Source organism: Streptomyces sp. NPDC091377 (assembly GCF_044757045.1).
Classification (GTDB): domain Bacteria; phylum Actinomycetota; class Actinomycetes; order Streptomycetales; family Streptomycetaceae; genus Streptomyces.
This window is the reverse complement of the sequence record NZ_JBIVUE010000003.1, coordinates 232,703-255,673: the sequence shown is the minus strand read 5'-3', so window position 1 is coordinate 255,673 and position 22,971 is coordinate 232,703. Positions and strand designations below refer to the sequence as shown.

20 protein-coding genes and 1 pseudogene are annotated in these 22,971 nt (G+C 72.9%); 12 read left to right on the top strand and 9 right to left on the bottom strand.

Annotated elements, in window-relative coordinates:
* Window positions 1-140: 140 nt before the first annotated feature.
* The gene (locus ACIQNG_RS08860; RefSeq protein ID WP_401424279.1) at window positions 141-593 is read right to left on the bottom strand and encodes an Asp23/Gls24 family envelope stress response protein; all 453 of its coding nucleotides are present in this window, start codon (window positions 591-593) and stop codon (window positions 141-143) included.
* Window positions 594-664: 71 nt separating this feature from the next.
* Complete coding sequence (locus ACIQNG_RS08855; RefSeq protein ID WP_401483411.1) at window positions 665-1,789, bottom strand: AI-2E family transporter; 1,125 nt, start codon at window positions 1,787-1,789, stop codon at window positions 665-667.
* Between the two features lie 425 nt (window positions 1,790-2,214).
* Between ACIQNG_RS08855 and ACIQNG_RS08850 the strand changes: the two genes are divergently transcribed.
* Window positions 2,215-2,586 (top strand): SH3 domain-containing protein, encoded by a 372-nt coding sequence (locus ACIQNG_RS08850; protein ID WP_401424281.1) that lies wholly within the window; start codon window positions 2,215-2,217, stop codon window positions 2,584-2,586.
* A gap of 7 nt (window positions 2,587-2,593) precedes the next feature.
* On the opposite strand, the gene ACIQNG_RS08845 is transcribed toward ACIQNG_RS08850, so the two are convergent.
* Window positions 2,594-3,982 (bottom strand): hypothetical protein, encoded by a 1,389-nt coding sequence (locus tag ACIQNG_RS08845; RefSeq protein ID WP_401483410.1) that lies wholly within the window; start codon window positions 3,980-3,982, stop codon window positions 2,594-2,596.
* Between the two features lie 461 nt (window positions 3,983-4,443).
* Here ACIQNG_RS08845 and ACIQNG_RS08840 point away from each other — a divergent pair, with 461 nt between their 5' ends.
* The 3 genes from ACIQNG_RS08840 (at window position 4,444) to ACIQNG_RS08830 (ending at window position 7,370) form a co-directional block, all read left to right on the top strand.
* On the top strand, window positions 4,444-5,235 hold the full coding sequence (locus ACIQNG_RS08840) for an inositol monophosphatase family protein (protein ID WP_401483408.1): 792 nt from the start codon (window positions 4,444-4,446) through the stop codon (window positions 5,233-5,235).
* A gap of 610 nt (window positions 5,236-5,845) precedes the next feature.
* Entirely contained in the window at window positions 5,846-6,073 is a 228-nt protein-coding gene (locus tag ACIQNG_RS08835) for a hypothetical protein (protein ID WP_401424284.1), read from the top strand.
* 7 nt (window positions 6,074-6,080) lie between these two features.
* Complete coding sequence (locus tag ACIQNG_RS08830) at window positions 6,081-7,370, top strand: helix-turn-helix transcriptional regulator (protein ID WP_401424285.1); 1,290 nt, start codon at window positions 6,081-6,083, stop codon at window positions 7,368-7,370.
* A 174-nt stretch (window positions 7,371-7,544) separates the two neighbouring features.
* On the opposite strand, the gene ACIQNG_RS08825 is transcribed toward ACIQNG_RS08830, so the two are convergent.
* On the bottom strand, window positions 7,545-8,852 hold the full coding sequence (locus ACIQNG_RS08825; protein ID WP_401483866.1) for a CaiB/BaiF CoA transferase family protein: 1,308 nt from the start codon (window positions 8,850-8,852) through the stop codon (window positions 7,545-7,547).
* Window positions 8,853-9,021: 169 nt separating this feature from the next.
* On the opposite strand from ACIQNG_RS08825, the pseudogene ACIQNG_RS08820 reads away from it, so the two are divergent.
* Both ACIQNG_RS08820 and ACIQNG_RS08815 read left to right on the top strand, forming a co-directional pair.
* Window positions 9,022-9,122: pseudogene (locus tag ACIQNG_RS08820) on the top strand (TIGR00374 family protein); the annotation flags it as partial.
* Window positions 9,123-9,382: 260 nt separating this feature from the next.
* Window positions 9,383-10,279, top strand: coding sequence for an SDR family oxidoreductase (locus tag ACIQNG_RS08815; protein WP_401483406.1), 897 nt, complete (start codon window positions 9,383-9,385; stop codon window positions 10,277-10,279).
* 88 nt (window positions 10,280-10,367) lie between these two features.
* Here the strand turns inward: ACIQNG_RS08815 and ACIQNG_RS08810 are convergent, their stop codons facing one another.
* Window positions 10,368-11,087, bottom strand: coding sequence for an SDR family oxidoreductase (locus ACIQNG_RS08810; RefSeq protein ID WP_401483405.1), 720 nt, complete (start codon window positions 11,085-11,087; stop codon window positions 10,368-10,370).
* Between the two features lie 381 nt (window positions 11,088-11,468).
* Here ACIQNG_RS08810 and ACIQNG_RS08805 point away from each other — a divergent pair, with 381 nt between their 5' ends.
* The 4 genes from ACIQNG_RS08805 (at window position 11,469) to ACIQNG_RS08790 (ending at window position 17,733) form a co-directional block, all read left to right on the top strand.
* A complete protein-coding gene (locus ACIQNG_RS08805; RefSeq protein WP_401424288.1) occupies window positions 11,469-12,569 on the top strand; it encodes a mechanosensitive ion channel family protein in 1,101 nt (366 codons plus the stop codon).
* Between the two features lie 140 nt (window positions 12,570-12,709).
* Window positions 12,710-14,929, top strand: coding sequence for an NADP-dependent isocitrate dehydrogenase (locus ACIQNG_RS08800; RefSeq protein ID WP_401424289.1), 2,220 nt, complete (start codon window positions 12,710-12,712; stop codon window positions 14,927-14,929).
* Between the two features lie 297 nt (window positions 14,930-15,226).
* The gene (locus tag ACIQNG_RS08795; RefSeq protein ID WP_401483403.1) at window positions 15,227-16,591 is read left to right on the top strand and encodes a bifunctional o-acetylhomoserine/o-acetylserine sulfhydrylase; all 1,365 of its coding nucleotides are present in this window, start codon (window positions 15,227-15,229) and stop codon (window positions 16,589-16,591) included.
* Window positions 16,588-17,733, top strand: a complete 1,146-nt coding sequence (locus tag ACIQNG_RS08790; RefSeq protein ID WP_401483865.1) for a homoserine O-acetyltransferase — start codon at window positions 16,588-16,590, stop codon at window positions 17,731-17,733. The genes ACIQNG_RS08795 and ACIQNG_RS08790 overlap by 4 nt, the downstream gene beginning before the upstream one ends.
* Before the next feature lie 25 nt (window positions 17,734-17,758).
* On the opposite strand, the gene ACIQNG_RS08785 is transcribed toward ACIQNG_RS08790, so the two are convergent.
* Window positions 17,759-18,100 (bottom strand): DUF5713 family protein, encoded by a 342-nt coding sequence (locus ACIQNG_RS08785; protein WP_401483401.1) that lies wholly within the window; start codon window positions 18,098-18,100, stop codon window positions 17,759-17,761.
* A 76-nt stretch (window positions 18,101-18,176) separates the two neighbouring features.
* Between ACIQNG_RS08785 and ACIQNG_RS08780 the strand changes: the two genes are divergently transcribed.
* Window positions 18,177-18,980 (top strand): N-formylglutamate amidohydrolase, encoded by an 804-nt coding sequence (locus ACIQNG_RS08780; protein ID WP_401483400.1) that lies wholly within the window; start codon window positions 18,177-18,179, stop codon window positions 18,978-18,980.
* 56 nt (window positions 18,981-19,036) lie between these two features.
* Window positions 19,037-20,260, top strand: coding sequence for a cytochrome P450 (locus tag ACIQNG_RS08775; RefSeq protein ID WP_401483398.1), 1,224 nt, complete (start codon window positions 19,037-19,039; stop codon window positions 20,258-20,260).
* A 27-nt stretch (window positions 20,261-20,287) separates the two neighbouring features.
* On the opposite strand, the gene ACIQNG_RS08770 is transcribed toward ACIQNG_RS08775, so the two are convergent.
* From ACIQNG_RS08770 to ACIQNG_RS08760, 3 genes are all read right to left on the bottom strand, one after another.
* Entirely contained in the window at window positions 20,288-20,734 is a 447-nt protein-coding gene (locus ACIQNG_RS08770; RefSeq protein ID WP_401425125.1) for a hypothetical protein, read from the bottom strand.
* A 116-nt stretch (window positions 20,735-20,850) separates the two neighbouring features.
* Window positions 20,851-21,450: an RNA polymerase sigma factor gene (locus ACIQNG_RS08765; RefSeq protein WP_401424294.1), complete on the bottom strand. Its 600-nt coding sequence runs from the start codon at window positions 21,448-21,450 to the stop codon at window positions 20,851-20,853.
* Between the two features lie 65 nt (window positions 21,451-21,515).
* Entirely contained in the window at window positions 21,516-22,955 is a 1,440-nt protein-coding gene (locus tag ACIQNG_RS08760; RefSeq protein WP_401483397.1) for a S8 family peptidase, read from the bottom strand.
* Window positions 22,956-22,971 lie beyond the last annotated feature (16 nt).

The following is a 22,971-nucleotide window of genomic DNA, read 5'->3' as shown; positions in this document are numbered from 1 at the left end:
AGAGTACGGGGACCACACCGCTTGGTATAGACCAGCTGCATCAGAAGTCACGGATCAGCAAAGGCAGGGGTTCGCTCGCCGCCCTCAGGAACGGCCGGGGGGCGGTGGTGCCGGACGGTGTCGGAGCGGGCGCCGGAGATTCACCGCACGCGATCGCCCGCGGAGCCGCTCGTGTCGCCGTCGGAGTCGTCGTCGTCCAGGGTATGGACGTCGAAGACATTGAGGTTGATCTCCACGACCTCCAGGCCGGTCATGGTCTCCACCGCGTCGGTGACGTGGATCCGCACCTCGTCTGCCAGTTCGCGGATGGGGATGCCGTACTCCACCACGAGGTCGACGTCGATCGCGGTCTGCTTCTCCCCCACCTCGACCTTCACACTGCGGTCGGCGGCGGACGATCCGGGCAGCCTGCCGGTGACGGCGCCGAGCGCCTTCGACGTCCCGCGGCCGACCGAGTACACCCCGTCGGTCTCGCGGATCGCGATCCCGGCGATGGCGGAGACGACTCCGTCCGCGATGGTCGTCCTGCCGCGGACCTCGCCCCCACGGCCCTTTCTGTCGGTCACGGCCTTCTCACTCTGGGATATGGTCATTTCCGCCTCACAGAGGTCACAGCATCATGATTCGGATGGATCAGCCTTCTCATCCACTGTGCTCTCGTCCCTCACCTTCCGCCATCAGGGCGGTCGGCGCCGGAGTCGGCGTCCGGCGCGCGGAGCGCCTGCCGCATCGACCAGACCACGGCGACCAGCGGAACGGCCACCACGGCACCGAGCACCCCGGCCGCGATGGCGCCCCCGACCACGGAGAGGGCCACCACGACGGGGTGCAGCCGGACCGCCCAGCTCATGACCAGCGGATGCAGCAGATGCCCCTCGATCTGCCCGATGACCACGATGAGCACGACGACGATCCCCGCCACCAGCAGCCCTTTGGACGCGAGCGCGATCACCACCGCGACCGCCAACGCGATCGGCGAGCCGATCAGGGGGATGAACGCGGCGAAGAACTCCAGCAGGGCCAGCGGCAGGGCGAGCGGCACCCCGAGCAGGGTGAGGGCGAGGCCGACGAGGACCGCGTTGACCGTCGCCACGAGCAGCACGCCGTGGGTGTATCCGGTGAAGGCCCGCCACGCCGCCCGCCCCGCCACGGCGGTACGACCGCGGAACCGTGCCGGCAGTTCGGCGCGGAACCAGGCCCAGTACCGCTCGCCGGAGTGGATGAAGAAGACCGAGCAGAACGCGGCGAGGGCGAGCACGGTGAACACCTCGATCACCCGCCCGGCGCCGGTGAGGGCGGTACTCACGACGGCGGAACTGTGGGACGAGAGCAGATGGCCGAGCTGGGACTGGACGTCGCTCAGGGCGTGCGGGGAGAGCCGGAACGGCGGCCCTTCCAGCAGCCGCTCGACCCGGTCCACGCCGCTGTGGAACTCCCCCGCCAGGGTGCTCTCCTGCCGGGCGACGACCTCTCCGACCAGCGCGAACACACCGAGCACGAGGACGATGCTGCCGATGAGGGTCAGCCCGACCGCGAGCGGGCGGGGCAGCTTCCGGGCCAGCAGCCCGGCGGCGGGCCGCAGCACGGCCGTGGCCACCAGCGCCAGGAAGACGGCGACGGCGATCTGGTGGAAGCGGCCGAGGACGGAGAAGACCCCGAGGACCACCACGACCACCACCACGATCCGCCAGGCGTACGCGGCGGCGACCCGCAGGCCCTCGGGGACGGCCGGGGGCGGGGCGGGGGCGGGCGGCGGCGGGGGCGCGGGCGGCTCGGGGTGGCTGGACATCCCTTGTGCTGTACCGCCGTCGGCGCGTGCGGCCACCTCGGTACCGTCCGGTTCACCCGGAGGGCACCTCCCGGATCCGCTGACCGGTCCGCCCGGGGCCCGCGACGCCGTGGGCGACCCGGGCCGGTTCCCGGGGCCCGGTGGATGTCATCGGGCGGGTTCGGGGCCGGGGGCGGGACGGGGGACGCGCCGCGAGCCCCGTCCCGAACAGTCCCGGACACGGCTCTGACCTGCCCGGACAGCACCGGACTGTCCGGGACACCCACACAGTGTTGACCGGGCTGGAACGCCCTTCCCAGACTCATGGCCATCCCGTCCGCTCCGCGCCGGTGTCCTGTCACGGGCACCGGCACGGGCATGGGCCGACGGGGGTCTCCGCACGTCCCGTCACGCACCGGAAGACAGAGCCGCAGAGGAGAACTGCCATGAGGAATCGTGTCACTGTCGCCGCCTTCGCCCTGGTGGCGGCGGCGCTCTCCGCGCCGTTGAGCGCCGCACCGGCCGTCGCCGGCGAGCCGCCGAGCGCCGCGCCCGCGGGGATCCTGAGCTGTACGCACTCCCACCGCAACATCGACCCCACCAGCGGCGAGGCGACGAGCACCAGCGTGCTCCGCCGCAGCGGCCCCCACGCCACGTGCGGGGGCAACCGGGTGGGCAGCATCGTGCTCGACTACCACTGCTCGACGAACAACGAGTCGGGCAGCAAGTGGACCTATGTGACGGTCCGCAGTTCGGGTGCCTCCGGCTGGGTCTTCAGCGGGAACCTCCTCGACAACGGCAGCGACTACGAGTGCTGAACCTCCCTCACGAACAGGGGGCGCAGCAGGAGGGGGGCGGTTCGACGCAGACGGTGGCGGTGTCCGTGTTGTCGCCGGGGTCGGGGTCCTTCTCGTTGCCGGTGGCGGTGGCGGTGTTGTGGATCAGGCCGGTGGTGGTGGCCTTGGCCCGCAGCACGAGGCCGGCGGTGGCGCCGTCGGCCAGGTCGCCCACGGTCCACCGTCCGGTGGTGGGGTCGTAGTCCCCCGCGCCGTCGGCGGACAGGAAGACCAGGCCGTCGGGGAGCCGGTCGGTGACGGTGACTCCGGTGGCCTGGTTCGGGCCGGTGTTGCGTACGGTGATCCGGTAGGTGACCGTCTGGCCGACGGTGACGGTGGTCGCGTCGGCCGCCTTCGCCACGGTCAGGTCGGCGGCCGGTTCGACGTCCGTGACCACCGGGTCGGACGTCACCGTCAAGGACTCGGGGGTCGCGCCGAGCCGGTTCTCGTAGGAGGCGGTCGCGGTGTTCACGATCTGCTGGCCGCCGCTGGCCCGGTCGATGACGACCCGGTACTCCGCCGTGGTCCCGCCCGGCAGTGACCCCGTGTTGGCCAGGCTCCCTCCGGCGGCGCCGGAGGCACCGTCCCCGAGGTGGAAGACGACCTGGTTCGTCCCGGCGTCGTAGGACGCCTGGTCGTCCCCCTGGGCGTCGCTCTTGGCCCCGGTGTTCGGGCCGCCGACGATCCGCAGCGATCCGGGCAGATACGTCGTCCCGGGCGGGACGGCGTCGGTCAGGACGAGGTTCTCGGCCGCGCCGCCGCCCTCGTTGCGGGCGGTGACACGGTAGGTGACGACATCGCCCACCTCCAGCGGGCCCGCGGGGATGGCGGCCTTGTCGAGCGTCACCCGGGGGGCGGTCCCGAAGAAGATGCCGTCCAGGAAGTTGCCGATGCCGCGGTTGCCGCCGGCGGCGGCGATGGAGCGGAAGGCGAACCGGGTGAGGGGCTGGCCCGCCGGGACGACGTAGGTGCCGGTGTAGTAGCCCCAGGCGCTGTTGCCGTCGGAGAAGCGGCGCTGTTCCACCGTGGAGCCGGGTGCGCCGATGTCCAGCGCCATGGTGTCCTCGCCCAGGCGGCCACGGTGGTACAGCCGCCAGTACAGCGTGGTGCCGGGGGTGGTCGGCAGGTCCTGGTAGAGCGTGGAGACCTGGTTGGCGTTGAGTTCCGCGAACTGGGCGCCCTCGGCCGACGGCACGCCGAGGAAGCCCGAGTGCCACAGTTCGACCATGTGGTCGGAGGCGGTGGTGAGCCAGCCCGGGACCCGTTTGGGCGCCTGTGTCTGCGAGGAGTCCGGCAGGATCTCGTAGTCGGTCACCGGGGGCTCTTCGAAGCTGCCGTTGACGAGGGCGACCCGGAGCGGTGCGGGAGGTGTGGACATGGTTCTTCCCCTTGGAGTCGACGCCGCTGGGAGGCACCGCTGACCGGGTCGTCTCTGGCTGCCGGGGCGGAACCACAACGCTCCGTAGCGCAGCGCAGGTCGGGACCGGCGTAAAGTGATCACTTCGCGGCTTCGGTCAACCCGGTGCGGACGGGTTTGCGCACCCGCGCATCGGGGCGCCCCCTCTCCCACGGGTCACCCCGGCCACCCTCGCCACACCACTGCCGTCACACCCGCCCCGCCCCTCTCCCCCGCCACCTCCGTCATGTCCAAAAATCCCTGGTGCCGCAGGGGAACTCACCCACCGCGGGAGCGAACCGGCCGGTGACGGGTTGACGGGTTGACGGGTTGACGGGCCCGGACGCCGGGGGGGCGATGGGCGGCGGAGGGCGACGGGGCGTCGGGGCCGGGCCCGTGGGCCGGGGGTCGGGGGCCGGGACCGGCTCGTTAGTCTGCGGGGCGTGATCGACTCGTATGCGGGGCTGGATGATTGCGGCGTCGCGGTGGCGGCGGCGCGGGCCGGGGCGGATGTGGTGCGCGCGCTGCACGGCCGTCCACTGGCCCGGATCGACAAGGGGGCCGGGGACTTCGCGACCGCCGCCGACGTGGAGGCGGAGCGCGCGATCGTCGAAGTCCTGCGTGCCGCCCGGCCGGAGGACTCCGTGCTGGGTGAGGAGGGCGGGCGGCAGGGGGCGGCGCGGGCGGCACGCCAGTGGCTGGTGGATCCGCTGTGCGGCACGCTGAACTACGCCGTCGGCACCCTGGTCGTCGCCGTCAACGTGGCGCTGCGCGACGGGGCGGCGGCGGTCGCCGATCCCTTCACCGGCGAGGTCTTCTTCACCGACGGGGCGTCCGCCTGGGTGCGGGGCGAGGAGACCGACGCCCTGTTGGTGCCGACGTCCGAGACGCGGCTCGTGGAGGTCAATCTGGACCCCCCGTTCCCCGGCGCTCCCGGCTTCCGGGCGGTGGAACTGCTCGCCGGGGCCCGGTTCGTGGAGCGGTTCCGGCCCCGTGTCGTGTCCTCGACGCTCGCGCTGGCCTGGGTCGCCACGGGTCAGCGTGCCGCGTACGTCACGGACGGCAGTGACCTGTCCGGGAGTGTGCACTTCGCCGCCGGTGTCGCGCTGTGCCGGGCCGCCGGATGTGTGGTCACCGGGATCGACGGCGCCCCGCTCGCCCCGGCCGGGCGCGGCCTGGTCGTCGCCGCGGACCGGGAGACCCACGGGTTGCTGATGTCGATGATCCGCGGTTAGGGCCTGTCGTCAGGGGCTGTTGGAGCCCCGGTGGCTGCAAGTGCAGGGGCCCGCCGGGGTCCTGGCGCTGCGTTTCGGCAGCGCCAGGACGGTGAGCGAGCCCTCGCGGCAACGAGTGCTGCTCCTCTCCGGGTGACTGAGACTGCCCGCAGTACTTCGGAGAGCAGCGCCGGTCCGCACGGGCCGCGGCGCTGCGTCATCAAAGATCAGGCACGTATCCGTACCGGGTCAACACCGGGACACCGCGACGGAAACACCCTCGCCGACCCCGCCTTGACCTGGCAAAAGAACGGTTTCGCCATGTCCGAAACCGTTATCACCTGCCGAGACGCAACCGCGGAAAAGCCGCTCAGGACCGTGGGTGCGGAAACGGAAGGTGGGACGGGATTGCGGGAACCGTCCGGCGGCACGGCACTTGATCAGGCAATCCGGGGTCCGCGGCCCACCAGTTCGACTCGACCGGGCAAGGGACGCGGGTGCGGTTAGGGGGCCAATGGGGTTAGTGCTGAAAGCCCGGATGCTGCACCATCAAGGGCCACGAGGCGGCGGCAACCGTCTCGTGCGCGACACCTCGCGTTCGCCCGCAGTACGTCACGTTCGGAGAACCCCCTTGAACCACCCCGTTTGCGGAACTTCACATCCCCTCGTCGTACCGGAAGTCCGCTTTCTCGTTCTGATCGCCGTCCTGATCGCCGTCGTCGCCACCGTGCTGGCCGTTGCCGGGCCGCCGACCCTCGGCGCGATCGTGGTCACCGCCGAGACCGTCACCCTCGGCATCTTCCTGCTGCTGGGCCCACGCCGCGAGGGCACCGGGGAACTCCGCGTCACGGAAGCCTGACGGACCGATGGGGCGCCGCGAGAATCCGATCAGCCAGTGCAGCAGATCCCTCAAGGCCCTGGTGACCTGGCTGCGCAGGGGACGGGACCGGGCCGGCCTCACCTACCAGCAGCTCGCCGCTCGCACCGACTACAGCGCGGACACCCTCGCGCGCGCCGCCTCCGGCCGCAGTGTGCCGCAGAACCTCGGCGTCGTCACCGCCTACGCGAAGGGCTGCGACCTCAGCGTCAAGGAGGCCGAACGGCTGTGGAAGCAGGCCCGCCGCGACGAGGCCCGCGCCCAGGGTGTGCTCAGCGGACGCCGCGGCGGCGTGCACATCCGTGTCGTCAAGGACTTCGCCGATCTGCACTCCGCGATCGTGGACCTGTACGTGGACGACGGGAGCCCGGCGCTGCGCGATCTGGAGGCGCGGGCGGGCGGGGTGGGACGGCTGCCGCGCAGCACGGTCAGCCGGGTCCTGAACGGGCACTCCACACCCAGCAGGACCTTCGTGGCCGCGTTCGCGGCGGCCTGCGAGGTCCGGCGGGCGGATCTGCCGGAGTGGACCAAGGCGTGGGACCGGGCCGACGCCGACCGGCGCAGCACCCGTGCGCGGTCCCGGCAGCCGGGCGGCCGGAGCGTCCAGCAGCGGCTCACCACCCATGACCCGCTCACTCCCCGTGATTTGCAGTTGCTGATGAGTGAACTCGAAGCGTCCGCCCGTCATGAACCCGGGCTGAAGCTGCTGCTGCACTTCCCCGAGCCCGACGAGGACCCGGAGGCGCAGGCGTCGGCGCGGATGACCCGTGAGCTTCTGGTCGACCAGGCGCAGCGGCGCGGGGAGTTGGCCTGCCCGGGCTGCCACCGGCCGTCCTTCGGCTACGACGGTGCCCATGGCTGGACGCCGCAGCTGTGCGCCGACTGCGTGACGCAGCCGCCGGACCGGCCGGGGCCACCGCGACCGCAGCCTCCCCCGGAGGTGTTCCAGCCACCGGGACCGCCGGACCCGGCGGGCCACGCCGAGGAGAGGCCGTCGACCGACACCCCGACGCTCAGCCTGCTGCGCAAGCCCCCGCCCCTGCCCCGACGCGTCCGACGCCACTGGCCCGATCCGGCGGGCCCGGCGCCCGCGCCGTCCCAGACGGCGGATCTGCTGCCGACCGTCAGCGACCAGCAGAACGACCCGCCGGCCTCCCCACCGGGCCCCCGCGCGGAGACCCGGCTCACCACCCGGATCCGCCTGAACATCCCCGGCAGCCGTCCCCTGCCACCCGTCATCATCCGCAGGCGCCCCGACCCGCCCTCCGAGGGGAGTTGACCCGACCGGCCAGGGACCGGTCAGGGACCGGCCAGGGACCGGCCAGGAGACGGCCGTGGGGGGTGGTGCGGGAGGAAGCGGGCCAGGGCGGTCGGGAAGCAGGCGCCCCGCATCAGGGTTCGGCCCACCACCGCGCCGGCCACGCCGGTCGCGCCCATCCGGTTTCCGCCCGGGTCAGCCCTGGGGCGCGGCTCCGGTCGGTCCCGCGATCGCGCCCGCCTCGCGCAGCGCCGCGATCTCCGCGTCCGTGTATCCGGCGAGGCGCAGGACGTCGTCGGTGTGCTCCCCCAGCAGCGGGGCCCGGTGCGGGGCGCGCGGGGTGCCGCCCCCGTAGCGGATGGGGCCGGCCGCGACGGTGACGGGCCGGTCCAGTCCGGGCTGTTCCACCTGCCGGAGCATGCCGCGGGCCTTGAGGTGCGCGTCCTCGAAGAGCGCGTCGGCGGTGTTGACCGGGCCGTACGGCACCTTCCCGCCGAGGAGGGCGGTGAGTTCGGCGCGGGTGTGGCGGCCGGTCCACTCACCGACGATCCCGATGACCTCGGTCTGCCGGGCGCAGCGCCGCTCGTTGGTGGCGTACCGCTCGTCCGTGCCCAGTTCGGGGCGGCCCATCGCCTCGCACAGCAGCCGCCAGTGGTGGTCGGCGGGTGCGGCGGCCAGCGCGACATGGCCGTCCCGGGCGGGGAAGACGCCGTACGGGCACAGCATGGGGTGCGTGTTGCCCTGCGGTCCGGGCACGGCCCCGGTGTACGCGTGCTGGTAGACGATCCGTTCGCAGGCGGCGACCACGGCGTCGTACATCCCGACGTCCACGAACCGGCCCCGTCCGGTGCTCTCCCGCTCGTGCAGCGCGGCCAGGGTGCCGACCGCGCCGAAGAGGCCGGGCAGGATGTCACCGAGGCCCGGTCCGGCCTTGACCGGGGGTCCGCCGGCCGGTCCGGTGATGCCGAGCAGTCCGCCCATGGCCTGGGCGACGATGTCGAAGCTCGGCCAGTGCTGGAGCGGGCTGGCGCCGGTGCGCGGGTCGCCGAAGCCGCGCAGGGCGGTGTAGACGAGCCGGGGGTTGAGCGCGGCGAGCGTCTCGTAGGCGAGCCCCGCCCGCTCCATCACCCCGGGGCGGTAGTTCTCCACCAGTACGTCGGCCCCGGCGGCCAGTCGGCGGATCACCTCGGCGCCCTGCGGCCGGGTGAGGTCGACGACGATGCCCCGCTTGGTGCGGTTGACCGACTGGAAGTAGCCGCCGTAGGCCCTGACCTCGTCCTCCGGGGCGTACGGGCCCTGGTCGCGGATCATGTCGCCGAACGGCGGCTCCACCTTGACCACGTCGGCGCCCAGATCCGCCAGCACCATCGTGAGGTAGGGGCCGGACAGCATCCGGCTGAGGTCCAGCACCGTCAGACCGGCGAGCGGCTGCGCGGTGGCGTCGGGCGGGGTTCGGTCCCGGTCGGGCAGGCGGTCCTGGGTCGAAGGCGGCTCGGTCCGCATGGTCACCGTGGTACTCCCTTGCCGTGTTGCTGTGCGCCGTTCTGTCGCTCCGGGGCCGAGGTGGGGCGGGGCCCGCTGAGCGCACGGTATGCCGCACCGGCTCCCCAGTGAAGCCTTGGGATTCCCGTGGACGCGGCAGGCGGCACCTAGCTAGCTGTTAGTCCCCGCGGCCACGGGCGTGGTGCCGGCGGCGTACCGGGTGATCACGGTGTGGCTGCCGCTGCTGCCGGGGGCGCTCACGCTGGCGCGCTGGTGCGGCTGAAGGTGATTCGAGGCGCCTACGGTCCCGGTGGCATCCACGTTCGGGTGGAATCCCTCTGGGGCCGGGGTGATACGCGGCGCCATATGGCGTAATGCGAGTCGGGTCTCAGGAGCGCCTCCGCGGTGGAACCGCGAGTCCCAGCCGAGCGACATCGTCTCGCACACCACACACGCATCTCGCACCGCATCTCGCCCACCGCAAGCGCACATCGCCCTCCGAGCCCGTTCCGAAGCCTTCGCGAGTCACCCGAGCCCCTAGGAGCACACCCGTGCGTGTCTTCGTCACCGGCGCGACCGGATTCATCGGCAGTGCCGTCGTTCCCGAACTGCTGGCCGCCGGGCACACGGTCGTCGGGCTCGCCCGCTCCGACCGGGCCGCCGCCGCGGTGACCGCCGCCGGAGCGCGGCCGTTCCCCGGCGCGCTCGACGACCTCGACGGGCTGCGGCGCGCGGCGGACGCGGCGGACGGTGTCATCCACACCGCGTTCATCCATGACTTCGCCACCTACACCGACTCGGTGCGGATCGACGCGCGGGCCGTGACGGCGATGGGCGAGGCCCTCGCGGGATCGGACCGGCCCCTCGTCGTCGCCTCGGGCACCGCCGGGCCCGTGCAGGGCCGGGTGGTGACGGAGGAGGACGCCGCCGATCCCGCCGCGCCGGGCGCGCTGCGGGCCCCCTCCGAGCAGGCGACGCTGGCGCTGGCCGGGCGCGGGGTGCGCGCGTCCGTCGTACGGCTGCCGCCGTCGGTGCACGGGCGCGGGGACCACGCGCTGGTGCCGGTACTGATCTCCATCGCCCGTGAGCAGGGGGTCTCCGGGTATCTCGGCGACGGCGCCAACCGCTGGCCGGCCGTGCACCGGCTCGACGCGGCGCGGCTGTTCCGGCTGGCCCTGGAGCAGGCGCCCGCGGGGGCGCGGCTGCACGCGGTGGACGACGAGGGCGTGCCCTTCAGGGAGTTGGCCGAGGCCGTCGGCAAAGGGCTGGGGCTGGCGGTCGCGTCCGTGCCGCCGGAGGACGCGCACGCGCACTTCGGCTGGCTGGGCGCCCTGGCCGGAATGGACGTCCCGGCGTCGAGCGCCCGCACCCGCGGGCTGGTGGGGTGGCGCCCGGAACGCCCGGGACTGCTGGCGGACCTGGCCGAGGGCCACTACTTCACGGAGTGAGTGAACCGGCGCCGGTGGTGCCCAGGCCCAGTCCGATAGCACCCGACAGCCCCGGCGCCCGTACCTGAGATGCCGACGGCACCGGCCCTCACCACGGCACAGGCTTCCCGTCGCGGAAGAAGCCGCCCGTCGGGCCGGAGTCCGGCAGGGTCGCCGCCCACACCACTCCGGCGGCGCCGTCCGCCACGGGGCGGCCCCCGGCGCCGCCCATGTCGGTGGCGACCCAGCCCGGGCACACGGCGTTGACCAGCACCCCCGCGCGGCTCATTTCGCCCGCCAGCAGCCGGGTGAGGGCGTTGAGGGCCGCCTTGGAGGTGGCGTAGGCGGGGATGCCGCCGCTCATGGAGGCCAGCGAGCCGCCCTCGCTGCTGACGTTGACGATCCTCGGACGCGGGCTGCGTTCGAGGAGCGGCAGCAGGGCCTGGGTGACCCGCCAGGCGCCGAAGAGGTTGGTGTCCATGGCCCGCCGCACCTCCGCGAGATCCGCGGTACGGGCCTGGGCCCAGGTGTCGTAGAGGATCGCGGCGTTGTTCACGAGGACGTCCGCGCGGCCGAACCGCTCGGCCACCCACTCCCCCATCGCCGTCACACTCGCCGCGTCGGCGACGTCCAGCCGCACGGGGGTGACGCGCGTGCCGCCGGGGTCGATCCGGGCCGCCGCGGCGCGGCCCTTCGCCAGGTCGCGGGAGCCGAGGACCACCCGGTGGCCGCGGTCGGCGAGTTGCCGGGCGACCTCGTGGCCGATGCCCCGGTTGGCGCCGGTCACGACGGCGACCGGCGTCGCGTCACCGGTCTGCTGCTGTGCCATCTCGTCACTCCTCGATGGAGATCACGTCGTCGGGAAGGGATTCCACCATGGCGGTCCGTGCCCGTCGTCGCCCGCCAGCCACTCGCGTGCGCGGCGGGCCGCGCGGGCAGAAGGGTTCCGGCGGGTTTCCCGCATGGCTGGTGCCGGTCCGGCCGGGTCCGCGCGCTCGGGCGGCGGGCGGTACGAACTGGTGTGCCGGATACGGCAGGATGAGCGCTCGTGCCCCGCCCGGACCCCGGAGGGGCGGCCGGGCGCATCCCGAACCGGGCGGAGCGGCCCGGTACTCATCGGAACCCGGACAGGTGACTACGTGACGAGACCCCTCATCCGGCCCTGGGCGCCCCCGTGCGCCACCGCACCCCGTCCCGGCGGCGGTGAGCGGTGACCCGTGCGCTGACCCTGGACGATCTGATGCTGGCCGGTGCGGCACTGGCGGCCGGCGTGCTGGCGGCGCTGCTGCTGCGGACGCTGCTGCGCTGGCTGGGCCGGCAGGCGGACCGTACCCGCTGGAGCGGGGACGACGTGATCGTGGCCGCGCTGCGCACGGTCGCGCCGTGGGCGGCGGTGGCGGGCGGCGCGGCGGTCGCCGCCGCGGTGCTGCCGCTGACGCGGACCGTGCACCACACCACCAACCAGACGCTGACCGTGCTGCTCATGTTCGTGGTGACCGTCGCGGCGGCGCGGCTGATCGCCGGGACGGTGCGGTCGGTGACGGTGTCGCGGTCCGCGGTGGCCGGTTCGGCGACGATCTTCGTCAACATCACCCGGGTGCTGGTGCTGTCGATCGGCTTCCTGGTGATCCTCCAGACCCTCGGTGTCTCGATCGCGCCGCTGATCACCGCGCTGGGTGTGGGCGGTCTGGCGGTGGCGCTCGCGCTCCAGGACACGCTGGCCAATCTCTTCGCGGGCATCCACATCCTGGCCGCCAAGACCGTGCAGCCCGGTGACTACATCCAGCTGAGCAGCGGCGAGGAGGGCTATGTCGAGGACATCAACTGGCGTCAGACGACCGTGCGGAACCTGTCCAACAACCTGGTCGTGATCCCCAACGGACAGCTCGCGCAGACCAACATGACCAACTTCATGCGCCCGGAGCAGGAGCTGACCATCCTGGTGCAGGTCGGCGTGGCCTACGACAGCGACCTGGACCAGGTGGAACGGGTGACGAACGAGATCGTCGGGCAGGTCATGCGCGAGGTGGACGGCGCGCTGCCGGACCACGAGCCGATCGTCCGCTTCCACACCTTCGGGGACTCCCGGATCGGGTTCACGGTGATCCTGGGCGTGGGCGAGTTCAGCGACCAGTACCGGATCAAGCACGAGTTCGTCAAGCGGCTGCACCGGCGCTATCGCGCGGAGGGCATCCGCATCCCGGCGCCGACCCGGACCGTGGCCCTCCAGCAGGGCACGGTGGTGATCCCGCACCAGCGGGCCGCGGAGCCGGAGCCGGGCGAGCTGCGCGCCGCCCGCTTCGACGGCTGATCCCGCGACCGCCCGGTCCCCGGGCCGGGCGGTGTGATCGAGTCGATCTCCGGCGCCGTCGGCGAACCCCTGTCGAGCCCGGCATCCGTACGAGATATCTTGATGTCGAGCAATGTTGCAGACGTGGAGCGGAGCACCCGGTGACTGACTCGACCATCATCTATACGCACACTGACGAGGCCCCGGCCCTCGCGACGTACTCCTTCCTGCCGGTGGTCAAGGCGTACGCGTCGCAGGCCGGTGTCGCCGTCGAGACGCGTGACATCTCGCTGGCCGGCCGGATCATCGCCCTGTTCCCCGAGTACCTCCAGGAGGGGCAGCGCATCCCGGACGCGCTCGCGGAGCTGGGCGAGCTGGCGAAGACGCCCGAGGCGAACATCATCAAACTGCCCAACATCTCGGCGTCGATCCCGCAGCTCAAGGCCGCCGTCGCCGAGCTCCAGGGGCAGGGCTACGCGCTGCCGGAGTACCCGGACGACCCGAAGACGGACGAGGAGCGGGAGATCCGCGCCCGCTACGACAAGGTCAAGGGCTCCGCCGTCAACCCGGTCCTGCGGGAGGGCAACTCCGACCGCCGCGCCCCCGCCTCGGTCAAGAACTACGCCAAGAGCCACCCGCACCGCATGGGCGCCTGGACCGCCGAGTCCAAGACCCAGGTGGCCACCATGGGCGTGGACGACTTCCGCTCCACCGAGAAGTCCGTGGTGATCTCCGAGGCCGGTGCGCTGCGCATCGAGCTGAAGGGCGACGACGGCTCCACCACCGTGCTGCGCGAGTCGGTGCCGGTCCAGGAGGGCGAGGTCGTCGACGCCTCCGTCATGCGGGTCGCCGCGCTGCGCGAGTTCCTGACGGCGCAGGTCGCCCGCGCCAAGGCCGACGGGGTGCTGTTCTCCGTCCACCTCAAGGCCACGATGATGAAGGTCTCCGACCCGATCATCTTCGGCCATGTCGTGCGCGCCTTCTTCCCGAAGACGTTCGCGCGGTACGGCGCCCAGCTCGCCGCCGCCGGTCTCACCCCGAACGACGGTCTCGGCGGCATCCACAAGGGTCTGGAGGCGCTGCCCGAGGGCGCCGAGATCAAGGCGTCCTTCGACGCCGAGCTGGCCGAGGGCCCGGCCCTCGCCATGGTCGACTCGGACAAGGGCATCACCAACCTGCACGTGCCGTCCGATGTCATCGTGGACGCCTCGATGCCGGCCATGATCCGCACCTCCGGCCACATGTGGGGCCCGGACGGCCAGGAGGCCGACACCCTCGCGGTGCTCCCGGACTCCTCCTACTCCGGTGTCTACCAGGCCGTGCTCGACGACTGCCGCGCCCACGGCGCCTACGACCCGTCCACCATGGGCTCGGTCCCGAACGTCGGCCTCATGGCGCAGAAGGCCGAGGAGTACGGCAGCCACGACAAGACCTTCGAGATCCCCACCACCGGCACGGTCCGGCTGGTCGACGCGAACGGCACCGCCCTCATCGAGCAGGCCGTGTCCGCCGGTGACATCTTCCGCGCCTGCCAGACCAAGGACGCGCCGATCAAGGACTGGGTGAAGCTGGCCGTCACCCGCGCCCGCGCCACCGGCGACCCGGCCGTCTTCTGGCTGGACGAGACCCGTGCGCACGACGCCAACCTGATCGCGAAGGTCGGCGCCTACCTGCCGGAGCACGACACCGAGGGCCTGGACATCCGGATCCTCGCGCCGGTCGACGCCACCAAGCTGTCGGTGGAGCGCATCCGCCGCGGGGAGAACACCATCTCCGTCACCGGCAATGTGCTGCGCGACTACCTGACCGACCTGTTCCCGATCCTGGAGCTGGGCACCAGCGCCAAGATGCTGTCGGTCGTCCCGCTGATGGCGGGCGGCGGTCTCTTCGAGACGGGCGCGGGCGGCTCCGCGCCGAAGCACGTCCAGCAGCTCGTCAAGGAGAACTACCTGCGCTGGGACTCGCTCGGTGAGTTCTTCGCGCTGGTCCCGTCGCTGGAGCAGTTCGCGAAGACCACGGGCAACGCGCGTGCCCAGGTGCTCGCCGACACCCTCGACCGCGCCACGGCGACCTTCCTCGAAGAGGACAAGTCCCCGACCCGGCGCGTCGGCGGCATCGACAACCGCGGCAGCCACTTCTACCTGTCCCTGTACTGGGCGCAGGAGCTGGCCCGGCAGACCGACGACGCCGAGCTGGCCAAGACCTTCGGCCCGCTCGCCGAGACGCTCTCCGCGAACGAGCAGAAGATCGTGGACGAGCTGAACGCCGTCCAGGGCTCCCCGGCGGAGATCGGCGGCTACTACCAGCCCGACCCGGCCAAGGCCGCCGAGATCATGCGCCCGTCGGCCACCTGGAACACCACCCTGGCGTCCCTGGGCTGACCCGGCTCCCTGCCCCGACTCGACCGCGCCCCCGGCCTTCCCGGCCGGGGGCGCGGTCGAGTCGGCCCCGCGCACGCGGGACGCTCCCGCTCCCTTGAGGACATCGGACGACCGGACGCCGGACGCCGGACGTGGGCGTCGGCCGTCGGCCTCGCTGCGGGAATGTTGCGCGCATGTGTCGTGGTGTTACGCCGTGTGACGGGATCGTGACAGGGTGCGCGTGTGTGCTGTGCGGGGGTGCTGGGGCGTGCTTGTCTCGGGGCAGGTCCCGCACTCCCGCGCACGAGGAGCACCACCATGACCAGTCAGCCCATCGACTCCGTCACCGGCGGCCACACCCCGGAGGAGTCCCCCACCGGGCCCGACACCTCGGCCTGGTCGTTCGAGACCCGGCAGGTGCACGCGGGGGCGGTGCCCGACCCGGCGACCGGCGCCCGGGCGACCCCGATCTACCAGACGACGTCCTACGTGTTCCGGGACACCCAGCACGCGGCCGACCTGTTCTCGCTCGCCGAGCCCGGCAACATCTACACCCGGATCCACAACCCCACCCAGGATGTGTTCGAGCAGCGGATCGCCGCGCTGGAGGGCGGTGTGGCGGCCGTCGCGCTGGCGTCGGGGCAGGCGGCGGAGACGCTGGCGATCCTGACCGTGGCGGGGGTGGGCGACCACATCGTGTCCAGCACCTCGCTGTACGGCGGTACGTACAACCTGCTGCGGCACACGCTCCCCCGGTTCGGCATCGAGGTGTCCTTCGTGGACGACCCCGACGACGCCGAGGCATGGCGGGCGGCGATCCGGCCGAACACGAAGGCGCTGTTCGCGGAGACCCTCGGCAACCCGCGCGGCAACGTCCTCGACGTACGGGCCGTGGCCGAGGTGGCGCACACGGCGGGCGTGCCGCTGATCGTGGACAACACGGTGCCGACGCCGTACCTGCTGCGGCCGATCGAGCACGGGGCGGACATCGTCGTGCACTCGGCGACCAAGTTCCTCGGCGGGCACGGCACCACGATCGCCGGAGTGGTCGTGGACGGCGGCACCTTCGACTTCGGCGCCCACCCGGACCGGTTCCCCGGCTTCACCGAGCCCGACCCGAGCTATCACGGGCTGCGCTACTGGCCGGCGCTGGGGCCGGGCGCGTACGCCATCAAGCTGCGGGTGCAGTTGCTGCGCGACCTCGGCCCCGCGCTCTCCCCGCACTCGGCGTTCCTGCTGCTCCAGGGGGTGGAGACGCTGAGCCTGCGGATCGAGCGGCACTCCGCCAACGCGCAGGCCCTCGCCGAGTGGCTGGAGGGCCGCGACGAGGTGGCCGCCGTGCACTACCCGGGGCTGGCCTCCAGCCGCTGGTACGAGGCCGGACAGCGGTATCTTCCGCGCGGCGCCGGGGCGATCGTCTCCTTCGAACTGCGTGACGGCATCGAGGCGGGCAAGCGGTTCGTGGACGCGGTCGAGCTGTTCAGCCATCTCGCCAACATCGGCGACGTCCGCTCGCTGATCATCCACCCGGCGTCCACCACCCACAGCCAGCTCGACGCCGGCCAGTTGGAGGCGACCGGCACCGCGCCCGGTCTGGTCCGGCTGTCCGTCGGCATCGAGAACCTCACCGATCTGAAGGCGGATCTGGAGGCCGGGTTCCGGGCCGCGAAGGGCGCCTCCTGAACACGGTGACGGCGGCCGGGACCCCCCTTCCGCCGGCGCCCGGAGGCTGGCGGGAGGGGGACCCGCCGGGCCGGCGCCGCTGGTGGCGGGCGGAGCGCCCCCTGCCGCTGGAGGGGGGCGGTGAACTGCCCGGGGTGCGGCTGGCGTTCGAGACCTGGGGCCGTCTCGCCGCGGACGCCTCCAACGCGGTGCTGGTGCTGCACGCGCTCACCGGGGACAGCCATGTCACCGGGGACGCCGGGCCCGGCCATCCCACGCCGGGCTGGTGGCGGGGGCTGGTCGGGCCGGGGCTGGCCCTGGACACCGACCGCTGGTTCGTGGTGGCCCCGAACGTGCTGGGCGGGTGCCAGGGCAGCACGGGGCCGTCCGCGCCCCGCCCGGACGGCTCGCGGGCCTGGGGCGGGGCCTTCCCCTTTCTGACCCAGCGCGACCAGGTGGCCGCCGAGACGGCGCTGGCGGACGCGCTCGGCGTCGGGCGGTGGGCGCTCGTGGTCGGCGGCTCGATGGGCGGTATGCGGGCCCTGGAGTGGGCGGTGTCGTCTCCCGGGCGGGTGGGCGCGCTGCTGCTGCTCGCGACGACGGCCGCCGCCGGCGCCGAACAGATCGGCTGGGCGTCCGCCCAGCTCACCGCGATCCGCGCCGATCCCGACTGGCAGGGCGGCGACTACCACGGCACCGGGCGCGCCCCGCACGCCGGTCTGGGCGTCGCCCGCCGGATCGCCCATGTCACCTACCGCAGTGAGGCGGAGCTGCAGACCCGCTTCGGGCGGGGGGCGCAGGGCGGCGAGGACCCCTGGCGGGGCGGCCGGTACCAGGTCGAGTCGTATCTCGACCACCACGCGGGCAAACTGACCCGCCGTTTCGACGCGGGCAGCTACGTCACCCTGACCGAGGCCATGAACGCGCACGACGTGGGCCGGGGCCGGGGCGGGGTACGGGCCGCGCTCGGCCGGGTCACCGCGCGCACACTGGTCGCCGCCGTGGACTCCGACCGGCTCTATCCCCCGGTCCAGCAGGGCGAGCTGGCCGCGCTGATCCCGACCGCGGACCGGCCCCGGGTGATCGAGTCGCCGTACGGGCACGACGGGTTCCTGATCGAGACGGGGCAGGTGGGCGCGCTGGTCCGGGAGCTGCTGGGCTGAGCAGCCCTGTCGGACGCCCGGCGGTTCACCAGTCCCGTGGCCCCACCAGTTCCTCCAGGTCGGCGTCCGCGAAGCCGTACGCCCGCGCGATGAGTTCAAAGTCGGTGGCTATGGTGTCCCGCGCCATCGTGTCGATCGCGCTCCCGGCCGCCCAGAACTCCTCCTGGAGCGCGTTGAACTCCTCCGTCGCCGCATGCGTCAAGGCGTACAGCGCGGCCAGGTCGGCGGGGCGCTCCGCCTCGATGCGTTCGCACAGCCGCACCAGGATGTCCCGGCCCCGGCCCACGGGCCCGGCCGGGTAGGAGGTGTCCTTGGACATCGGCTCCAGGAAGGCGCGGCCGGCGACCTGCGCGTGGGTGATCGGCATGAGGTTCCCCCCTCGCTCGTGACGTGACACCTTGATCCTGCCGTAGACCACTGACAACGCCCCCTGGAGCCGCCCGATGCCCCGCCCCGTGCCGCCGCCCGCCGCCACGCTGCTGCCCGGCGCCGCCGACTCCCCGGTGCTGCTGCACGTGCCGCACTCGGCGCGCGGGATCCCGGCCGACGTACGCGCCGGGATCGTCCTGGACGACGCGGCGTTCGCCCGCGAGCTGGACCACATCACGGACGGGCACACCGACCGGATCGCCGCCGAGGCGGCGCGGCGGGCCGCGCGTACCCCGTGGCGGTTCGTCAACCGGCTGTCGCGGCTGGTCGTGGACCCCGAGCGGTTCCCCGACGAGCGGGAGGAGATGCTGGCCGTGGGCATGGGCGCCGTCTACACGCGCACCACCCACCGGGAGGTGCTGCGGGCGGCGGACACCGACCCCGAACCGCTGATCGCCCGCTACTTCCGCCCGTACGCGCAGGCCATGGCGGACGCCGTCGCCGACCGGCTGGCCGCGACCGGACGGGCCGTGGTCATCGACGTCCACTCCTACCCCACCGCCCCGCTCCCCTACGAACTGCACGGCACCGGGCCGCGCCCGCCGGTCTGTCTGGGCACCGACGCCTTCCACACCCCGCCCGCGCTGCTGTCGGCGGCCCGGGAGGCGTTCGCGGGGTGCGGGGAGACGGGGCTGGACAGCCCGTTCAGCGGGACGTACGTACCGCTCGCGTACTACGGGCGCGATCCGCGGGTCAGCGCGCTGATGGTGGAGATCCGCCGCGACACGTACATGAAGGAGCCGGGCGGGCCCCCGACCCCGGGTCTCGCCGGGCTCGCGGCGGCGCTGGCGGACCTGGTGGACGCCCTGCCGCACTGACCCGGCTGGCGCACTCCCGCGCGACAGCGCCGCCCCGCCGCGGGGAGGGTGAGGGCATGACCGAGGAGACCACCACGCTGGCCGGACAGGCGCTGCCGCCGGTACGGGACTGGCCGACACCCGACCTGGAGGGGACCGCGTTCGACCCGGTCCTCGCGGACCTCATGCGCGAGGGCCCCCTGAACCGCATCCGGCTGCCGTTCGGCGAGGGCTGGGCGTGGCTGGCGACCCGCTACGAGGACGTGAAAGCGATCACCAACGATCCGCGGTTCGGCCGGGCGGAGGTGACCCGGCGCCAGGTGACGCGGATGGCACCGCACTTCAAGCCGCGCCCCGGCTCGCTCGCCTTCGCCGACCAGCCCGACCACAACCGGCTGCGCAAGGCGGTCGCCGGGGCGTTCACGGTCGGCGCGACGAAGCGGCTGCGGCCCCGGGCGCAGGAGCTGCTGGACGCGCTGGTGGACGGGGTCGTGGCGGACGGGCCGCCCGCCGATCTGATCGAGCGGGTGCTGGAGCCGTTCCCGATCGCGCTGGTCAGCGAGGTGATGGGGGTACCGGCCGAGGACCGGGAGCGGGTGCACTCCTGGACCCGGAAGATCATCTCCACCTCGGGCGGCGCGGAGTCCGCCGAGCGGGCCAAGCAGGGGCTGTACGGCTGGATCACGGAGACGATCCGGGCGCGGGCCGACAGCGGCGGCGACGACGTGTACGCGTTGCTGGGCGCGGCCGTGGCGCGTGGCGAGGTGGCCGAGGAGGAGGCGATCGGTCTGGCCGGGCCGCTCCAGATCGGTGGGGAGGCGGTCACCCACAACTGCGGGCAGATGCTGTTCCTGCTGCTCACCCGGCCGGAGCTGAAGGCGCGGATGCGTCAGGACGCGCAGGTGCGCGACGAACTGATCGAGGAGTTGTTCCGTTTCGTCCCGCACCGCAGTTCGGTGGGGCTGGCCCGGATCGCCCTGGAGGACGTCGAGCTGGACGGCACGTTGATCCGTGCGGGTGACCCCGTCTATGTGTCGTATCTGGCGGCCAACCGGGATCCGAGGGTGTTCCCGGATCCGGATCTCATCGATCCGGACCGGGCCACCAATCCGCATCTGGCTTTCGGCAACGGGGCCCATTACTGCACCGGTGCGGTGCTGGCCAAGCTCCAGACGGAGCTGCTGCTCAGCACGCTGCTGGACCGGCTGCCGGGACTGCGTCTCGCGGTCCCGGCCGATCAGGTGGAGTGGCGGAAGAAGACCATGATCCGCGGGCCGCGGACCCTGCCGTGCGCGTGGTGAGCGCCGGTCGTCCGGGTCCGCCCGCGCTCAGGCGCGCAGCCACTCCGTGACGACCACCTCCGCGCCGGTGCGCAGCCGCAGCGCGAACGGGCCCATCGGCGGGGCCTCGCTGGTGAAGCGGCCCATGGCGTCGGCGGTGAGGACGTCCGGGGTGGCCGGCTGCGGACCGCCGAGCACCTCGATCCTGGCGGGCTGGGGCGGCATCACCTGGCCCATCAGACCGTGGGCGGTGACCTCCACGTCGACGGTCAGGTCGCCGGTGCGGAAGGTCAGCATCCGCGGCGGGTCCGTCACCCCGCGCACGGGGATGGAGTCGACCAGCGAGTCGAAGGTCAGCTCGGCGATCCGGGCGTCCAGGTCGCGCAGCAGGAAGGCGTCCACGGCGATCCGCCGCAGCTCCGGCGGGACCGGGTCGAGGACGGCCGCGGCACGGCGCAGCTCGGCCTCCAGCGGGCTGATGTCGAACTCCCCCACATGGGCGTCGAGGGACTCGTCGCCGTAGCCCCCGGCGGTGTTGCCGTCACGGCCGTCGCCGGTGGCGCGACCGCTGTCGGCCCCGTTCTCGTTCTCGTCGTGCGCGTCGTTGCGGTTCACAATGCTCCCCGTGCTTCGAGTCGGGCCCGCAGGCGGCGCAGACAGCGCTGGCGCAGTGGTCCGATGCTGCCCACCGCGATACCGAGCGCCACCGACACCTCCTGATAGCTGGGCGGCGGCGAGGCCATGAGAACGCGCAGCAGTTGCCGGCAGCGCTCTCCGAGTCCTTCGAACTCCTGCCACACCCTGCGGATCCGCTCGCTCTGGGCGGCGGCCTCCTCGGAGTCGAGCAACGACTGCTCGGGGGTGGGCTCCTCGCTGACCCGGTCCAGCAGGATCGGGTCGTCGGTCGGCATCAGCCGCCGCATGCTCTTGATGACCTTCAGGCTTTCGTGGCGCGCGGTGCTGGCCAGCCATGAGCCGGCCTTCTGCGGTTCCCGGATCCGCCCGAGGTTCTGGGCGAAGCGGAACCACACGGTCTGGTAGACCTCGTGCGCGTCGGCGTCGGAGAGCCGGTGTGCGCGCACGACCGACCAGACCAGGGGGCTGAGCCCCTCCACCAACGCTTTCCAGGCCGCCGCGTCTCCGTCGACGGCGGATTCAACGAGCACGCCGACATCGGCACGATCCACGGACCCACCCCTCGTGTACGGCATGTCATCGTACGCCGTGACGGGGGTGGCTCCGGCACTCACGCGGAATCCCGCATTCAGGGTGGACCTCATACCGCGATCACGGGGCTGACGACCGGCACCGGCCGCCATGAGCCCGGCAGCAGGGCGGGCACGTGGCCGCCGCGCACCTCGGCCAGTTCGGTGTTGAGTTCGAGCAACTGCCGGGCCGCCGCGCGCGGGTCGCGCTCGCCGGTGGCGGTCATGTGGGCGGCGACCATTCCGGCGACGACCGGGGTGGCGAAGGAGGTGCCGCTCCACTGGGCGAGCCCCTCGAACATCACCTGGTCCGGCTTGCTGACGCTGGTCTCGTGGTCCTCGCTGAGGAGGCCGGCGTGGCCGGGGTGGGTGCAGGTGCAGCCGTAGGAGAAGCCGAAGCGGCAGGTGTCGTAGGTCGAGTGCTGGTAGACGTACGGCACGGGGCTGTCGAAGCCGGTGAGGGCGCTGGTGACGCGCTCGCCGGGGGCGAAGACGTTCACCCAGGGGCCGTGGTTGCTGAAGCAGGCGCCGAACTCGCCGTCGCTGCGCAGGGCGCCGACCGAGAGCACCGCTCCGGCGAAGTCGGGGCGGCCGGCGTAGGCGGCGGGCCAGAACGGGGTGGCGTTGCCGTTGTTCCCGGCGGCGGCGACGAGCAGGGTGCCCTGCTCGTTCAGCTCGCGCATGAAGTTCTCCAGGCCGAGGAGTTCGTCGGTGCGGCCGTTGGAGGTGCCGGCGGAGAGGCTGAGGATGTCGGGCCAGCCGCCCTCGTCGACGGCCCGGAACAGTTCGTCGCCGAGCTGTGACTCCAGCATGGCGCCGACGTCGCTGAGGGTGTTGCGCACGGTGATGTGCGTGTTGGGGGCGACGGCGGCGATCAGGCCGGCGATGAAGGTGCCGTGGCCGATGTACAGCCTCAGCAGGCCGTCCTCGTCGGTCTCGGCCTCGTGGAGATCGCCCTCGACGCGGGCCAGCGGCGGGTAGGAGCGGTAGTCGCTCACCAGCCCGTTGTCGATCACCAGGACGTGCACGGCGGTCCCGGCGTCGTACGGCGTCGGCGTGAGGGCCGGGTTCGGGTGCGGGTCCTGCTGGGCGGGGAGCGGTTCGTCCCCGGGGCAGCAGTTGACGGGGGCGATGTGGACGACGTGGTTGCGGCTGATCAGCCGGCGGCCCGCGCGGCCCTCGGCGGTGCGCATCGCGCGCAGGGCGCCCGCCACCGCGAAGTCGCCCTCGCGTCCGCCCTCGGCGGGGTCGCCGACCTGGATCCGGGTGATGCCGGAGCGGTTGGTCCGCGGGCCCGCCCGGCGCACGTTCTCCGGGATCAGGCCCTCCGTCTCGGTGAAATGCGCGCGGACGGCGTCCTCGACGGCGAGGGCCTCCTCGCCGTCGCGGGCGATCACGACGCCCTTCTCGTAGATGAACTCGGCGGAGTCGTCCGGGCCCATCGCCAGCGGGACGCCCGGCAGGGCGCGCTGCATCTGTTCGAACTGCTCTCGGAATCGGTGTGGTGCCATGGCGTGTCCTCCCACA

What these genes read in the sequence shown, in the direction of transcription:
- ACIQNG_RS08780 (WP_401483400.1), top strand. Translation starts at nt 18,177, where the DNA reads ATGCCCCGCCCCGTGCCGCCGCCCGCCGCCACGCTGCTGCCCGGCGCC.
- ACIQNG_RS08765 (WP_401424294.1), bottom strand. Translation starts at nt 21,450, where the DNA reads ATGCCGTACACGAGGGGTGGGTCCGTGGATCGTGCCGATGTCGGCGTG.
- ACIQNG_RS08855 (WP_401483411.1), bottom strand. Translation starts at nt 1,789, where the DNA reads ATGTCCAGCCACCCCGAGCCGCCCGCGCCCCCGCCGCCGCCCGCCCCC.
- ACIQNG_RS08830 (WP_401424285.1), top strand. Translation starts at nt 6,081, where the DNA reads ATGGGGCGCCGCGAGAATCCGATCAGCCAGTGCAGCAGATCCCTCAAG.
- ACIQNG_RS08760 (WP_401483397.1), bottom strand. Translation starts at nt 22,955, where the DNA reads ATGGCACCACACCGATTCCGAGAGCAGTTCGAACAGATGCAGCGCGCC.
- ACIQNG_RS08860 (WP_401424279.1), bottom strand. Translation starts at nt 593, where the DNA reads ATGACCATATCCCAGAGTGAGAAGGCCGTGACCGACAGAAAGGGCCGT.
- ACIQNG_RS08775 (WP_401483398.1), top strand. Translation starts at nt 19,037, where the DNA reads ATGACCGAGGAGACCACCACGCTGGCCGGACAGGCGCTGCCGCCGGTA.
- ACIQNG_RS08825 (WP_401483866.1), bottom strand. Translation starts at nt 8,852, where the DNA reads ATGCGGACCGAGCCGCCTTCGACCCAGGACCGCCTGCCCGACCGGGAC.
- ACIQNG_RS08810 (WP_401483405.1), bottom strand. Translation starts at nt 11,087, where the DNA reads ATGGCACAGCAGCAGACCGGTGACGCGACGCCGGTCGCCGTCGTGACC.
- ACIQNG_RS08850 (WP_401424281.1), top strand. Translation starts at nt 2,215, where the DNA reads ATGAGGAATCGTGTCACTGTCGCCGCCTTCGCCCTGGTGGCGGCGGCG.
- ACIQNG_RS08795 (WP_401483403.1), top strand. Translation starts at nt 15,227, where the DNA reads ATGACCAGTCAGCCCATCGACTCCGTCACCGGCGGCCACACCCCGGAG.
- ACIQNG_RS08785 (WP_401483401.1), bottom strand. Translation starts at nt 18,100, where the DNA reads ATGCCGATCACCCACGCGCAGGTCGCCGGCCGCGCCTTCCTGGAGCCG.
- ACIQNG_RS08845 (WP_401483410.1), bottom strand. Translation starts at nt 3,982, where the DNA reads ATGTCCACACCTCCCGCACCGCTCCGGGTCGCCCTCGTCAACGGCAGC.